Origin of the sequence: Acinetobacter sp. YH12116, assembly GCF_013418895.1 — a bacterium.
Classification (GTDB): Bacteria; Pseudomonadota; Gammaproteobacteria; order Pseudomonadales; family Moraxellaceae; genus Acinetobacter; species Acinetobacter indicus.
In genome coordinates this window covers 1-15,087 of record NZ_VPBE01000002.1, presented here as the reverse complement: position 1 = coordinate 15,087, position 15,087 = coordinate 1, and the positions used below count along the sequence as shown (strand labels likewise).

Annotated in this window: 14 protein-coding genes; 4 read left to right on the top strand and 10 right to left on the bottom strand. The window is 48.8% G+C overall.

Annotated elements, in window-relative coordinates; translation table 11 throughout:
- Nucleotides 1–10 precede the first annotated feature (10 nt).
- The 10 genes from paaK to paaA are packed head-to-tail and all read right to left on the bottom strand — an operon-like array spanning nucleotide 11 to nucleotide 9,395.
- The gene (gene paaK, locus FTU54_RS01425; RefSeq protein ID WP_005177377.1) at nucleotides 11–1,303 is read right to left on the bottom strand and encodes a phenylacetate--CoA ligase PaaK; all 1,293 of its coding nucleotides are present in this window, start codon (nucleotides 1,301–1,303) and stop codon (nucleotides 11–13) included.
- Between the two features lie 43 nt (nucleotides 1,304–1,346).
- The gene (gene pcaF / locus FTU54_RS01420; RefSeq protein ID WP_160243299.1) at nucleotides 1,347–2,573 is read right to left on the bottom strand and encodes a 3-oxoadipyl-CoA thiolase; all 1,227 of its coding nucleotides are present in this window, start codon (nucleotides 2,571–2,573) and stop codon (nucleotides 1,347–1,349) included.
- Between the two features lie 14 nt (nucleotides 2,574–2,587).
- Nucleotides 2,588–4,141 (bottom strand): 3-hydroxyacyl-CoA dehydrogenase, encoded by a 1,554-nt coding sequence (locus FTU54_RS01415; protein WP_180074331.1) that lies wholly within the window; start codon nucleotides 4,139–4,141, stop codon nucleotides 2,588–2,590.
- A 2-nt stretch (nucleotides 4,142–4,143) separates the two neighbouring features.
- Nucleotides 4,144–4,935, bottom strand: a complete 792-nt coding sequence (paaG, locus tag FTU54_RS01410; RefSeq protein WP_016658265.1) for a 2-(1,2-epoxy-1,2-dihydrophenyl)acetyl-CoA isomerase PaaG — start codon at nucleotides 4,933–4,935, stop codon at nucleotides 4,144–4,146.
- Nucleotides 4,935–5,705 (bottom strand): enoyl-CoA hydratase-related protein, encoded by a 771-nt coding sequence (locus tag FTU54_RS01405; RefSeq protein WP_171431973.1) that lies wholly within the window; start codon nucleotides 5,703–5,705, stop codon nucleotides 4,935–4,937. Before FTU54_RS01405 ends, paaG begins: the two co-directional genes overlap by 1 nt.
- A 24-nt stretch (nucleotides 5,706–5,729) precedes the next feature.
- Nucleotides 5,730–6,788 carry a 1,2-phenylacetyl-CoA epoxidase subunit PaaE gene (paaE, locus tag FTU54_RS01400; RefSeq protein ID WP_075174494.1) on the bottom strand — a complete coding sequence of 353 codons (1,059 nt, stop codon included), beginning with the start codon at nucleotides 6,786–6,788 and terminating at the stop codon, nucleotides 5,730–5,732.
- Nucleotides 6,789–6,827: 39 nt separating this feature from the next.
- Nucleotides 6,828–7,328 (bottom strand): 1,2-phenylacetyl-CoA epoxidase subunit PaaD, encoded by a 501-nt coding sequence (gene paaD, locus FTU54_RS01395; protein WP_016658268.1) that lies wholly within the window; start codon nucleotides 7,326–7,328, stop codon nucleotides 6,828–6,830.
- A 28-nt stretch (nucleotides 7,329–7,356) separates the two neighbouring features.
- On the bottom strand, nucleotides 7,357–8,112 hold the full coding sequence (paaC, locus tag FTU54_RS01390) for a 1,2-phenylacetyl-CoA epoxidase subunit PaaC (protein WP_005177355.1): 756 nt from the start codon (nucleotides 8,110–8,112) through the stop codon (nucleotides 7,357–7,359).
- Nucleotides 8,113–8,123: 11 nt separating this feature from the next.
- Nucleotides 8,124–8,414, bottom strand: coding sequence for a 1,2-phenylacetyl-CoA epoxidase subunit PaaB (gene paaB, locus FTU54_RS01385; RefSeq protein ID WP_180074329.1), 291 nt, complete (start codon nucleotides 8,412–8,414; stop codon nucleotides 8,124–8,126).
- A 36-nt stretch (nucleotides 8,415–8,450) separates the two neighbouring features.
- On the bottom strand, nucleotides 8,451–9,395 hold the full coding sequence (gene paaA / locus FTU54_RS01380; protein ID WP_104498663.1) for a 1,2-phenylacetyl-CoA epoxidase subunit PaaA: 945 nt from the start codon (nucleotides 9,393–9,395) through the stop codon (nucleotides 8,451–8,453).
- A gap of 261 nt (nucleotides 9,396–9,656) precedes the next feature.
- Between paaA and paaZ the strand changes: the two genes are divergently transcribed.
- The 4 genes from paaZ to FTU54_RS01360 all read left to right on the top strand — a co-directional run.
- Nucleotides 9,657–11,774 (top strand): phenylacetic acid degradation bifunctional protein PaaZ, encoded by a 2,118-nt coding sequence (paaZ, locus tag FTU54_RS01375; RefSeq protein ID WP_180074328.1) that lies wholly within the window; start codon nucleotides 9,657–9,659, stop codon nucleotides 11,772–11,774.
- Nucleotides 11,775–11,974: 200 nt separating this feature from the next.
- Entirely contained in the window at nucleotides 11,975–13,399 is a 1,425-nt protein-coding gene (locus FTU54_RS01370) for an MFS transporter (RefSeq protein ID WP_160241383.1), read from the top strand.
- A gap of 267 nt (nucleotides 13,400–13,666) precedes the next feature.
- Nucleotides 13,667–14,161: a Dps family protein gene (locus FTU54_RS01365; protein ID WP_005177343.1), complete on the top strand. Its 495-nt coding sequence runs from the start codon at nucleotides 13,667–13,669 to the stop codon at nucleotides 14,159–14,161.
- Nucleotides 14,162–14,489: 328 nt separating this feature from the next.
- Nucleotides 14,490–15,087, top strand: a 598-nt coding sequence (locus FTU54_RS01360; RefSeq protein ID WP_180074390.1) for an IS5 family transposase, incomplete at its 3' end; no start/stop codon positions are given.

The window sequence follows — 15,087 nt, the reverse complement described above, 5'->3', positions numbered from 1 at the left end:
CCCACTGAACCTATGCAGACTTTCGGATATCAAATACCCGCTGCGCCTTACCTTCTGAGCGTGGCAGACTACCTTCCGGCAACACATCCACCGTCACGCTAATGCCCACCATGGTTTTAATCTGGGCTTTTAACTGCCCGGCCAACTGGTGCGCCATAACATCATTGGTATCTTTACGCATTTCTGCCTGAATATGCAATGTGTCGAGGTGTCCCTGTTTACAAATATGAATCTGATAATTCGGAATCAGCTGCGGAATATGTAAAATCTGCTCTTCAATTTGTGACGGGAACACGTTCACACCGCGGATAATCATCATATCATCGCTGCGTCCAACGATTTTGTCCATACGACGCATGGTGCGTGCCGTGCCAGGTAACAGACGGGTCAGGTCACGGGTACGGTAACGGATCACCGGCATGCCTTCTTTGGTGATGGTGGTAAAGACCAGCTCGCCCAGCTCACCATCTGGCAGGACTTCACCGGTTTCCGGATTGATAATTTCTGGATAGAAATGATCTTCCCAGATGGTTGGGCCGTCTTTGCTTTCCAGACATTCCATTGCCACACCTGGTCCCATTACTTCGGACAGGCCATAAATATCCAGTGCATCAATGCCCAAGCGCTCTTCAATTTCCTTGCGCATTTCATTGGTCCACGGCTCGGCACCAAAAATACCGGTACGGATAGAACAGTCTTTGGCTGTGCCAAATTTCTTTTCCAGCGCTTCAATAATATTCAGGCAGTAAGATGGCGTAACCATTAAAGCGGTGGGCTTAAAGTCATGAATCAGCTGCGCCTGACGCTCGGTTTGGCCACCCGACATTGGAATAACCGTGGCACCTAAGCGCTCTACGCCATAATGCGCCCCCAAACCGCCAGTAAACAGACCATAACCATAGGACACCTGAATGGTATCTTTGGCACTTAAACCGGCTGCACGTAAGGAACGTGCTACCACATCTGACCAGGTCTGAATATCCTGCTGGGTATACCCGACCACGGTCGGCTGGCCGGTGGTGCCTGATGAGGCATGCACACGCACAATCTGTTCCTGTGGCACGGCAAACATGCCAAACGGATAGTTGTCACGTAAATCTTGTTTGGTGGTAAACGGGAATTTGGCCAGATCTTCCAAAGTATTGAAATCATCAGGATGGACCCCTGCTTCATCAAACTTCTTTTGATACACCGGGCTGTTCTGGTAGGCATGCTGCAGCGTTTTTTTCATGCGTTGCAGCTGGATGCTACGTAACTCATCGATTGAAACAGTTTCGATTTTTTCCATTGCATTGTTATTCATCTTATTACTCCTTTTCAATCATCCTGATTGAGTGCTGTATTTTTTACTTGGATGTGTCCTCATCCACATTTTCGATAATCATGGCCACGCCCTGGCCCACACCGACACACATGGTGCACAGTGCATATTTCCCTTGACGACGTTTTAATTCTTTCATGGCGGTAATCACCAGACGCGTTCCACTCATCCCGAGTGGATGTCCCAAGGCAATCGCGCCGCCATTTGGATTGACCCGGGCATCATCATCCTGCAAGCCCAGTTCACGGGTCACCGCCAGTGCCTGTGCGGCGAAGGCCTCGTTCAACTCAATGATATCCATCTGATCTAGGGTTAGCCCGGTCAGCGCCAGCACTTTACGTACCGCCGGCACCGGCCCGATGCCCATATATCTGGCTTCAACACCGGCACTGGCCGAGGCCACGACTTTGGCTAAAGGTTTTAGCTGATGTTGATTCACAAAAGCCTGATTGGCCAGCATGACACAGGCAGCGCCATCATTCACCCCGGAAGCATTACCGGCGGTGACTGAACCGCCTTCTTTACGAAACGGGGTTTTCAGGCTGCCTAAAGCCTCCAGCGTGGTGTCAGCACGTGGATGCTCATCGGTCTGGAAGATGATGCTGTTTTTCTTACGGTCTTTAATTTCAACCGGCATAATTTCTTCGGCCAGAATCCCGTTTTGCTGGGCCACTGCGGTTTTCTGCTGGCTACGATAGGCAAACAGGTCCTGATCGGCACGATGAATCTGGTATTTTTCTGCAACGTTTTCGGCGGTTTCCGGCATGCTGTCGACGCCAAACTGCGCTTTAAATTTCGGGTTAATAAAGCGCCAGCCGATGGTGGTATCAAAAATTTCCGGGGTGCGGCTAAAAGCGGTTTCCGGTTTGGACTGGACAAAAGGTGCACGGCTCATGGACTCAACCCCACCGGCCAGTACAAACCGCGCTTCACCGGCCTTGATCATACGCGCGCCTGTGGCAACCGCATCTAAACCTGAGGCACAAAGACGGTTTAGGGTGATGCCCGCGACATTGTCCGGCATGCCGGCCAGCAAGGCAGCCATACGCGCCACATTACGGTTATCTTCACCAGCCTGATTGGCACAGCCTAAAATCACCTCATCCAGTTCCTGCCAAGGCAGTTCAGGATGCTGGGCTTTTAAATACTGTATTGGCAAGGCAGCCAGGTCATCTGCACGGATGCTGCTGAGTGCACCGGCATAACGGCCAATTGGGGTGCGAATTCCATCGCAAATAAATACCTGTTCCATGTCCTGTGGTTTCCTTAGCCTGCTTGGCGAAATTCTAATTCTTGCTCTGACTGCGTACGTTCCTGTGCAGCCTTCTTGCTTAAATATATACTACAACGGTAGCGTTCTTCAGCATAAATACGATACATATTTTCCAAAATTTGTAAAATAGTGTTATATCCAATTTTTTCTGCCCACTGGAATGGACCCTGCGGATAATTCACACCATATTTCATTGCTGAATCAATATCTTGTTCGGTTGCTATAGCATGCATTACTGCTTCGCTGGCTTCATTGACCAGCATGGAAATGGTACGCAGCACATACAGACCTGCATGATCTTTAGTCCAGATTGGTATCAGATCAATCGCAGCAAAAAACTGCTCGACTTTGGCAATATCGGCTGCGTTACAGGCCGGTGATGCCACGATTGGTAACGCCTGTGCCACATTCCAGTCAGCATGCCAGTCCATCAGCACCACTTTGTCCTTGCTATAGTCCAGCTCGACCGACTCACCGCGGCTTAAACGCAGGCGTACATCACCCAGCACAATCTCTTCATCTGCCTGCGGCTGACGCTGCACCTTCAGCTGTGAGGCAGCCTGAATCCGCGAGATCAAGCCGCTAGAATGTGACCAGCTTCCATTGACTGCAAGCTCAAGTTCACCCGGTGCAACGCTCGGCATAGCCGGTAAACGATAGGCCGGTGAACGTTCAGCCTGACGATAATCATAAAAACCCTGCCCACTTTTACGGCCGAAACAGCCGGCATCCACCAGCTCTTTCTGGATTAAAGACGGACGATAGCGCGGCTCATAAAAGAATTCCTGATACACGCTTTGGGTCACGGAAAAATTGATATCCTGCCCGATTAAGTCGGTCAGTTCACACGGCCCCATAGCAAAGCGGCCACATTCACGCATGATAAAATCCAATTGTTCAGGCGTGGTGACATTTTCCTGCAAGGCACGAAAAGCTTCGGCATAATAAGGACGCGCCACCCGGTTGACAATGAAACCCGGCGTTGATTTGGCCGTCACTGGCACTTTATTCCAACTTTGCATCAGGCTGAACAATGCCTGTGCAATCTGGGCTGAGGTTTTCAGGCCACGAATAATTTCTACCAGTTTCATTACCGGTGCCGGATTAAAAAAGTGCAGTCCGACCACACGCTCAGGCTGTGGAATTGCCGCGGCAATGGCGGTAATGGAAATGGATGAGGTGTTAGAGGCAAAAATCGTTTCTTCTGGACACAGTGCCGCCAGTTGCTGAAACAGCGCTTGTTTGACCTCTTTCTTTTCCACAATGGCTTCAACCACCAGTTGTGCATTCGCCAGTGCCTGAAGATCGCTGGCAATTGTTAAATTGGCCAGCGTTTGCTCTAACAGCTGCGCTGTCATTTTCCCGGCCGTAACACGTTTTTCCAGCTGTGTTTTCAATTGCGCCAAAGCAGCCTCAGATTTTTGCACATCCACATCAAACAGCTGGGTTGGATGGCCATGCATCGCCGCCAATTGTGCAATACCAATGCCCATGGTGCCGGCGCCAATCACCGCGACACGGGCCTGCTGTAAACAAAGTTGTTCCATGATTAGCATCCTGTATATTGCGGTGTGCGTTTTTGCATAAAGGCTTGGACGCCTTCTTTATAATCACTTGAACGGCCGGCCAGACGCTGCAGGTCACGTTCCAGAATGAGCTGTTCATCCAGATTATTGTCGGCTGCAGCATGAATGGCTTTTTTAATTAAGGACAGGCCATAGGTCGGCTGTTTGGCTAAATGCTCGGCCATTTTCTCGGCTTCGGCTTTCAGCTGATCATCTTCTACCACCTGCCAGATCATGCCCAGTTGCAGCGCCTGTTCTGCGCTGACTTTATCGCCCAGCATGGCCAGACCCATGGCTTGGGCACGGCCAACCAGACGCGGCAGGAACCAGGTGCCACCTGAATCCGGAACCAGACCTAAACGGCAGAAAGCCTGAATAAAGGATGCCGATTTCGCAGCCAGCACAATGTCACAGGCCAAGGCAATATTGGCACCAGCACCGGCCGCAACCCCGTTAACCGCGCACAGCACCGGTTTTGGCATGTCGGTAATCAGCTTGATTAAAGGGTTGTAATATTTCTCAATTGACAGGCCTAAATCTGGCGCATCGGCATTCGGATCGACCACGCGGTCATTCAAATCCTGTCCGGCACAGAAACCACGACCTTCGGCAGAAATGACCACCGCGCGAATCTTGCTGTCTTTGGCCCAGGCCTTCATAACCTTGGACACTTCCTGATGCATGGTTTCATTAAAACTGTTGAGCTGCTTCGGACGGTTAAAGGTCAAATAGCCCACTGCATTTTTTTCTTCGACAATAATTGTTTGGTAATCCATTACACACCTCTAAATTCCGGTTTTCTTTTTTCTAAAAATGCCTGAATGCCTTCCTGACGGTCTTGGGTCGCGGCCAGCCAGACAAAATGTTGACGTTCCAGTTTGAGGCCCTGACTCAAGGTCACTTCATGAATCGACTTTAAGGACTGTTTGATGGCGCGGATGGCCAGTGGCGCCTGCGCTGCAATTTTTGTTGCCAGTTCCAGTGCATATTGCACCGTAAGGCCGCTTGGACAGACCTGACTGCTAATGCCGTGTTGCAAGGCGGTATTGGCGGAGACCATCTCCCCGGTCATGGCCCAGCGCATCGCCAGTTGCTGTCCGACCAGACGCGCCAAACGCTGGGTCCCACCGGCGCCTGGTAACATGCCCAAACCAATTTCAGGGAGTGCAAACTGGGCATTTTCACCGGTGATGATCATGTCGCCATGCAAGGCCAGTTCAAAACCTGCCCCCAGCGCATAACCATTGACCGCCATAATCAGTGGCTTGGAAAATTCATCAATACCTTTCCACAGCAATGGACGCTGATCCTGCTGGATGCTCACCACATCCAGTTGTGCCAGTTCATTTAAATCTGCCCCGGCAGCAAAACACTGCGGATTGCCGGTAATCACCACGGCTTTTACACTGGAATCTGCATCCAGCTGCTGCAGATGACCAGCCAGTTCTTTTAAGGTGGCATTGTTCAAGGCATTACGCTTTTCCGGGCGGTTCAGTTCAATTAACACCACACCCGGCGCAGCCAGACTGCTTTTTAAATAATCCATGGCTTGTGACTCCCTGTCCGCTGCTTATTCGTCAAAACTCAAGCGTACATTGGCACTGGTCGGGCGTGCCTGACAGCTCAGCACATAGCCTTTGGCCACTTCATCTTCTTCCAGGCTGTAGTTGATGGCCATTTCGACCTCACCTTCCAGCACCTTGCATTTACAGGTCGCACAGACCCCGCCTTTACAGGCATAAGGCAAGTCAGCACCGGCGCGTAAGGCGGCATCGAGAATGCTGTCATCCTGTTTGGAAACGTCGACAATCAGTTCACGGCCATCGAGAATAATATTGACCTTCTCTTCGCTACGGCTTTCAATTTGCGCAGCGCTGGCTTTCGGCACAGTACCGGTATTAAAACGCTCGGTGTGAATTTTGCTGCGCTCGATGCCCAGTTCTGGTAACACTGTTTCCACCGCATTCATCATCTCTTCCGGGCCACAGGCAAAGCAGTGATCGAACTGGGAATGAATTAAACCCGCCTGAAACAGCTGTTGCAGTTTTTCCGCATCAATCCGGCCATTGAGCAACTGGCTGTCATTCAGTTCACGCGAGAAAACATTGACCAGTTGCAGACGCTCTTTATAACGGTCTTTTAAATCCATGATCTGTTCCGAGAACATGGTCTGTTTCCAGGAACGGTTACCATAAACCAAGGTAAAATGCGCACCCGGCTGATGGTTCAGCACCGATTTTACAATCGACAAAATTGGGGTAATGCCGCTGCCGGCAGCAAAGCCGAGATAATTCTGGCCGCCAGTTTTGGCTGCTTTTTGAAAAAATACGCCTTGTGGTGGCATCACTTCCAGTACATCACCGGCCTTAAGATGTTCATTGGCCCAAGTCGAAAACTGGCCCTGATCAATTTTCTTAATAGCAATGCTCATGTCTTCAGCACGATCACTGCAAATTGAATAACAACGACGGATTTCACCCTGCTCGGTCAAATGACGGATGGTAAGATGCTGGCCCGGCTGATACTGGAATAAATCGGCCTGTTCAGGTGCCAGATCAAAGGCAATACAGATGGCCTGTTCGGTTTGTGGCTGAATTGATTTAATGGTTAAAGGTATAAATTGGCTCATGTAAAAATCCCTCTTGCATGCCGACGGTGCTTGTCATGCTTATATACATTTGAAATAGTCGAACGGTTCAAGACAGTCCTGACACTTGTATAAGGCTTTGCAGGCTGTGGAACTGAATTCGCTTAATAATTTGGTCTGCTGGCTATGACAGTGTGGACAGCGAATGCCATCACTGAGCGCCACATGCGTACCACATTGATGTGACTGGCCTTGTGGCGGTGCAATACCGTACTGCTGCAGCTTCTGCTTGCCGCTTTCGCTCATCCAGTCGGTGGTCCAGGCTTCAGATAAATCTACCACCACCTGAACCGGGGTTAGACCTTTACTTTGAAACGCCGCGGTAATTTCATCTTTAAGCAGATCTGTGGCCGGACAGCCGCTATAGGTCGGGGTCAGTCGCACCACAATTTCATCTTGCGCGTTGAGTTCAACGCCGCGAATCATGCCCAGATCCAGCACCGACAGCACTGGAATTTCCGGATCAGACACCTGCGCCAGCGCATCCCAGCATTCATCTAGACAATGTCGAATTAAATTCATGCGACTCACTCCCTGTGATCAAGCTGAATTACCAGGCCATATTTGGATAGGAACGTTGCATATATTGCAGTTCGGCCAGAATAAAGCCCAGGTGTTCGGTATGCAGACCCTGTTTGGCGCCACTACGATACGCACCCGTGTCTGGCAGGCTCAGGCCAAAACGTTGCAGTTCGGTCTGTACCTGTGCCGTCCAGGCGGCTTTTAAAGGTGCAAAGTCTGGTAAAATGCCCTGTGCGACCAGCTGCTGCTCATCTGCGGTCTGTTCAAACAGCTCTGCAGTAAAACGCCATAACTGGTTCAAACCCTGCTGGGTTTTCTCATGCGCTTCGGCAGTGCCCAGACTTAAGCGCTCCATCCAGGTGGTAGAAAAACGCAGATGATATTTGACTTCTTTTAAAGATTTCACCGCAAAAGCAGCGACATCGGCCTGCTGGCTCTGGCTTAAGGCTGTAAACAGTTCCAGGTGATACAGATCCATCAACCATTGGCGTACCATGGTCTGGGCAAAGTCACCATTCGGCTGTTCACATAACAACAGGTTGCGGTATTCACGTTCGGTGCGGAAATAAGCCAGTTTGTCTTCATCACGGCCCAAACCTTCGATCTCACCAGCCAGACTTAAAGCGGTACGTGCTTGACCGAGCAGGTCCAGACCGATATTGGCCAGTGCAATGTCCAGCTCCAGTTCCGGCGCATGGCCACACCACTCGGCCAGACGGTGCGATAAAATCAGCTGGCTGTCGCCCACATGCAGGAGAAATTGCGCTAATACAGTTTGATTCATTGTACTGCTCCTTACATGTGCTCAATGCCATCTGGAATATTGTAAAACGTCGGGTGACGATAGACTTTGTCCAGTGAAGGATCAAAAAATTCTGGTTTTTCATCTGGTTGAGATGAAGTAATCAGTTCCGATTTCACCACCCAGATGCTCCCCCCTTCATTGCGGCGGGTATAAACATCACGTGCATTTTGCAGTGCCACTTCATCATCAGATGCACGCAGGCTGCCAACATGACGATGGCTTAAACCCTGTTTGCTGCGTACAAACACTTCATATAAAGACCAGTGATTTTTATTGTCCATGAGCGTATTCCTTCTTCATTTCCGTATGTGAGCTGTTTAAGCAACTTTCTGTTGTTGTTGCTGGGTCTGTTGTTTCTGGGCATAAACGGCTGCGGTATCACGCACCCATTTGCCGCCTTCCCAGGCTTTACGACGTGCTTCAATGCGTTCGTGGTTACATGGGCCTTTGCCGGCAATCACATCAAAGAATTCGGTCCAGTTAATTTCACCAAACTCGTAATGGCCAGTGTCTTGATTAAAACGTAAATCTGGATCTGGCACGCTCAGACCAAGCTGCAACACTTGTGGTACGGTGTTATCGACAAACTTCTGACGCAGTTCATCATTACTGAAACGTTTGATTTTCCAGGCCATGCTTTGCGCGCTGTTCGGCGAGTTGTCATCGCTTGGACCAAACATCATCAGCGCCGGCCACCAGAAACGGTTAACCGCATCTTGCGCCATCTGTTTTTGTTCTGACGTACCGTTGGCCAGTTGCATCATGGCTTCAAAGCCCTGACGCTGATGGAAACTTTCTTCTTTACAGATGCGCACCATGGCACGGGCATACGGACCATAAGAGGTACGGCAAAGCGCGACCTGATTCACAATCGCTGCGCCATCGACCAGCCAGCCAATCGCGGCTACATCGGCCCAGCTCAGGGTTGGATAGTTAAAGATGGATGAATATTTCATGCGACCGGCAATCAGCTTGTCCATCATGTCGTCACGATCGGCGCCCAGAGTTTCTGCCGCGCTGTACAGATACAGCGCATGACCGGCTTCATCCTGCACTTTGGCCAGCAATACGGCCTTACGTTTTAGGCTAGGTGCACGGGTAATCCAGTTGCCTTCTGGCAACATGCCGACCACTTCGGAATGTGCATGCTGGCCAATCTGGCGAATCAGGGTTTTACGGTAAGCCTCTGGCATCCAGTTTTTAGGTTCAATTGAAATGTCCTTTTCAATTGCCTGCTCAAAGCTGTGAAGTTGATTTGTCATTTTATCCTCACTTATCCCAAGTGTTCTGGTATTAAAATTAAAACGATACATTTTAAAAATCAATATTAATTTTTAAGTATCAAATAAAATAATTCACAAAATTAACTCAATTTATTGTTTTTTAATATTTTTATTTTTTAAAAAATTTTTTATTGCAAAATTTGAGCAGAAATATGATTGACAAAAGCGCGTTAAAGTCAGAAATTATGAAACATCAAAACTAAAATATTACTCAAAACGTATCATAAAAGGAGTTATATCATGCTTGAGTTAGACACCCAGACAGCGCAGACGGAATCGCAAGCGACTGATTATTCAAGCGTTCGCCCGGCACTGAAGACCTTAAGCTCACTGGTATGCGGTCAGGAATTTGTTGCGAGTCAGGATTTCCGTCCGGTACAGCATACCATTACCGGTGAAACCATTTATCAGGTCAGCAGCTTTGGCCTCGACACCCGTGCGGTGGTCGACTATGCCAAACAGCATGGCGCGGCGATTGCCTCCTGGACTTTTCATCAGCGTGCCAATGCACTTAAACAGGTGGCGCAATATCTACTGGAACGTAAAGAAGATTTTTATGAACTGGCCAAAGCCACCGGCTGTACCCGTAAAGATGCCTGGATTGATGTCGAAGGTGGTATTGGTACCCTGTTTGCCTATTCCAGTCTGGTGCGCCGCGAACTGAGCGATGAAACCGCCTGGGTGGAAGACAGCTGGATTCCGCTGTCCAAGCATGGCGCTTTTGGCGCCAAACACGTCTTAAGCCCGAAAGCAGGCGTGGCGGTGCATATTAATGCCTTTAACTTCCCGATCTGGGGCATGCTGGAAAAAATCGCGCCAACCTTATTGGCCGGTGTACCGTGTATTGTTAAACCGGCGACCGAAGGTGCCGAGCTGACCCATGCCGTAGTTAAAGCTATTCATGCCAGCGGGTATTTACCGGAAGGTGCATTACAGCTGATTTGCGGCCAGACTTATGACCTGTTTGAGCAGCTGAATCCACAAGATACCGTGACTTTCACCGGTTCTGCTGCAACCGGCCAGAAATTACGTGCGCATCCGCACCTGAATCAGTACTCGATTCCATTTAGCATGGAAGCCGATTCTGTCAACAGCGCCATTCTGACGGAACAGGCCAGCGATACGGCGATTGACCTGTTTGTGCGTGAAGTCTTCCGTGAAATGACCAGCAAAGCCGGACAGAAATGTACTGCAATTCGTCGCGCTTTTGTGCCACGTGAACTTTTAGCGACCGTGCAGGAACGTTTGATTGCCAAGCTGCAAAAAGTGGTAGTCGGTAATCCGGAGCTGGATCAGGTCACCATGGGTGCACTGGCCAGCCTCAAACAGAAACAGGACGTGGCGGCCAAGGTGGAACAGTTAAGCCAGGAAGCCCAAATTGTCTTTGGTAGCCATTTACGTCAGGACTTTAGTATTCAGGCCGATCAACCCGAACTCGGCGCATTCTATCCGCCAACTGTACTGGTCTGTGAACAGCCTGAACAGGCCAGCAGCCTGCATCAGATTGAAGCCTTTGGTCCGGTGGTAACGCTGATGGCCTATGATAATCTGGCACAACTGGCCGGTCTGGTGGCACGCGGTGAAGGTAGTCTGGTGGCCTCGGTGGTACGTGATTGCGAGCAGAATATTGAACAGCTGATTGCCAAGATTGCCCCGTGGCATGGCCGTGTGCATGTGCTGGATGAGGAAAGCGCCAAAGAAAGTACCGGTCATGGTTCGCCATTGCCGCATCTGGTGCATGGTGGTCCGGGTCGTGCTGGTGGAGGTGAGGAACTGGGCGGCTTGCGCGCGGTAAAACATTATATGCAACGCACCGCAATTCAAGGTTCACCGAATGCCATGACCCAGATTGGGCATAGCTGGACCGCCGGTGCTCAGGTGTTTGAAGATCGGGTTCATCCATTTAAAAAATCGTTTGATGAATTACGTGTTGGTGAACGTCTGCTCACCGCACGCCGTACCGTAACCGAGGCCGATCTGGTGAACTTCGCCTGCTTAAGCGGTGATTATTTCTATGCACATATGGACAAAATTGCCGCGGCAGAATCGCTGTTTGAAGAGCGTGTCGCACACGGCTACTTTGTAGTGTCTGCCGCAGCCGGTCTGTTTGTTGATGCTGCGCCTGGCCCGGTGATTGCCAACTACGGCATGGACAACCTGCGCTTTGTCGAGCCGGTGAAAATTGGCGATACCATTCAGGTCGAGCTGACCTGTAAACAGAAAACCCCGAAACAGCAACGCGACCCAAGCCAGAAGCCACACGGCGTGGTGGTGTGGGATATTAAAGTGAAAAACCAGCGTAATGAACTGGTCGCCACCTACGATATTCTGACACTGGTAGAACGTGGCGAAGCTTAAGCCGAACTATATTGAACCAAGAAAAGGAATCTTTATGATTCCTTTTTTTATTTATACTTAAAAATATGTATCTTTTTATTCAGAACAGATTGACCCGCTGTGCAGAAAGGAATAAATTGAAGATAGACGATACAAAACAAAAATAACAAGGTTTAAAACGTATCATATTATCTTATACGTTCAGCACAGGAAGTTGCACAATGAATGATAAAACTCTAGAGATAGATGCGGTTGAAAGGAATATTCAACCCGAAAGTAAACAGTTTGAAGCGGCTCATCCCATTGACCTGCCGGCCACGCCTAGTTCGCAGGAAAGCAGCAGTACCTATCAGTGGTATGTGGTGATTATCTGTATGGTGGCCTATATCCTGTCTTTTGTAGACCGCCAGATTCTGTCCTTAATGATTGAGCCAATTAAGGCTGATTTAATGCTCAGTGATACCCAGTTCAGCTTATTGCAAGGCCTGGCCTTCTCGCTGTTCTATGCCTTTATGGGCGTACCCATTGCCGCACTGGCCGATAAAAAATCCCGGATTAAAATTATTTCCATCGGCATTGCCTTCTGGAGTCTGGCCACAGCGGCTTGTGGTTTAAGTAAAAACTTCATCCAGATGTTTTTAGCACGTTTAAGTGTCGGTGCCGGTGAAGCGGCCCTGTCACCTGCCTTCTACTCGATTGTGGCTGACCTGTTCCCGAAAGAAAAACTTGGCCGTGCTTTAGGTGTTTATGCGATTGGTGCCTTTATTGGTTCTGGTCTGGCCTTCCTGATTGGCGGCTACGTGATTGGCTTATTAAAAGAAGTCGATTTTGTGGTATTGCCAATAATTGGTGAATTAAAAACCTGGCAACTGACTTTCTTTATTGTCGGTTTACCAGGTGTTTTATTGGCCCTGGTGATGATTCTGACCGTACGTGAACCCAGCCGTAAAGGTGTGAAAGTCGGTCAGGATGGTGAAGTCGTTAAAGCCTCATTTAAGAACTCGGTGGCTTTTATTAAATTGCACAAGAAAACCTTCTTCTGTCATTTTATTGGCTTCTCTTTCTACACCATGATGCTGTATTCGTTATTAGGCTGGGCACCGGCCTATTACATGCGTCATTTTGGTCTCGATGCCAGTCAGACCGGTTATGTCCTGGGCTGTATTATTCTGGTGGCGAATACGGCGGGGGCGCTGTTCTGCGGCTGGCTCATCGACTTTTTCTCCAAACGTGGCTATAGCGATGCTGCCATTCGTGCCGGTGCTTTGGGCTGTGCAGCGCTGATTATTCCAAGTGTGCTGTTTACCCAGGTAGATAATCTGTACTTATCGTTTGCACTGATTTTTGTGGCGATGTTCTTCTCGACCTTCCCGATTCCAGCCTCGGCTGCCGCGACACAAATGCTGACCCCCAACCAGCTCCGTGCTCAGGTTTCTGCCAAATTCCTACTAATCTCCAACCTGATTGCCCTGGGTGTGGGTACTACGGCTGTGGCTTTAATTACCGATAACTATTTTGAAAACACACTGATGGTCGGCAACTCAATTTCAATTGTCAATGCAGTAGCCGGTGTGATTGGCGTATTCCTGCTGTATAAAGGTTGTCGATATTATCGTGACAGTATCCAGCATGAAAAACTGAACTAAGTACTTCATCCATAATGAAGAATGAGCCGGTCTCATTCTTCATTTATTTCTGGCAGATCATCCATCCTATCTCATCTTCCCTGTTCAAATTGACTTTTCTATCTCCTGATCTGCGCGTTCTCAGCATCTTCAAAATTCCTCTGATTTCTGGTGATGATGCTTATACAGTATTACTACCATCTGCAATCTTTTTGCAGCCGCAACTGTGCTACATTCATGTATGTTGATCATCTGATTCCTTATAACGACAAGCTTTGGGAGCGACTCATGGCGAAAATGAAAAAAGCATCGATGCATATTGATATTGGTATTTCTGAAGATAACCGGGCCAAAATTGTCGAAGGGCTTTCCCGACTTCTGGCCGACAGTTATACCCTGTATTTAATGACTCATAATTTCCACTGGAACGTGACCGGGCCGCAGTTTAACAGTCTGCACACCATGTTTATGACGCAATATACCGAGCAATGGAATGCGCTGGATGTTATTGCCGAGCGGATTCGGGCACTAGGTTTTCCGGCACCGGGAACCTATAAAGAATTTGTAAAACTGGCATCGATTGAAGAAGTCGAAGGTGTGCCAAAAGCCAATGAAATGGTGGAGTTATTGGTTCGTGCCCATGAAACAGTTGCACGGACCGCACGCAGTATTTTTGATGTGGTGGAAGAAGCCAATGACCAGCCAACTGCGGATGTACTGACCCAACGATTGGAAGTCCATGAAAAAACTGCCTGGATGTTAAGAAGCCTGTTAGAAGAATAAATAGATGAAGAATAAAACCGGGGCGATGCTCCGGTTTTATTTTGGGTGATTTTAAGCTGCCTACATGGCAGTGAACGTGGTGAAGAGGCGCTGATTGCTTTGGCGAATTTTCTAAGCTGCCTATATGGCAGTGAACTAGACAGGTATTTCCAGCCAGCAGAGCGGAATTTTCTAAGCTGCCTGTATGGGGTCGTATCCATACTCGCACGCATGTCCATGGGCTGGGTAGACAACCAGATTTCATCGATACGGATCATTTGATCAAGCCCTGAAGGGCTTTGTTGCACAAAGCTGTTCTTAAGGACTTCTTCGGCAATATAATTTCCAAATTAAGAAGCCTACACACAAAATCTACCGCACAACCAATTGGCCCGCATATAACCGAGCTCTCATTAATCGTGGGAATATTGCCATTTGGTTCGATCCAAAAACACAATGGTATGCAGAACCTCAAGGCAAACAAGGTCGAAGTCAAACCTACTCCGACATAGCGATTCAATGCTGTTTGATGATCAAATCTCTATTTAGACTCACTTTACGCATGGTCACTGGCTTTGTTCAGAGCCTCATTAAACTTTGTAGATTAGATTGGACAGCGGCAGATTATTCGACTATTTGTAGAAGACAAAAGCATATTGATATTGCGATAAGCTATCAGAAAAGTCGTGATGGTCTCCACCTACTCGTCGACTCTACTGGCTTGAAGTTTTTAGGTGAAGGTGAATGGAAACGTAAGAAACATCAGCCTGAATATCGTCGCCAATGGCGTAAACTTCACATTGGTATAGATGCTGAAACTCTGCAAATACGGGCCGTTCAGCTCACGACAAACAATGTCAGTGATTCACAAGTACTCGAAGATTTACTTGATCAAATTCCACTTGATGAGCAGATTGATTCTGTCTATACAGATGGTGCTTATGACA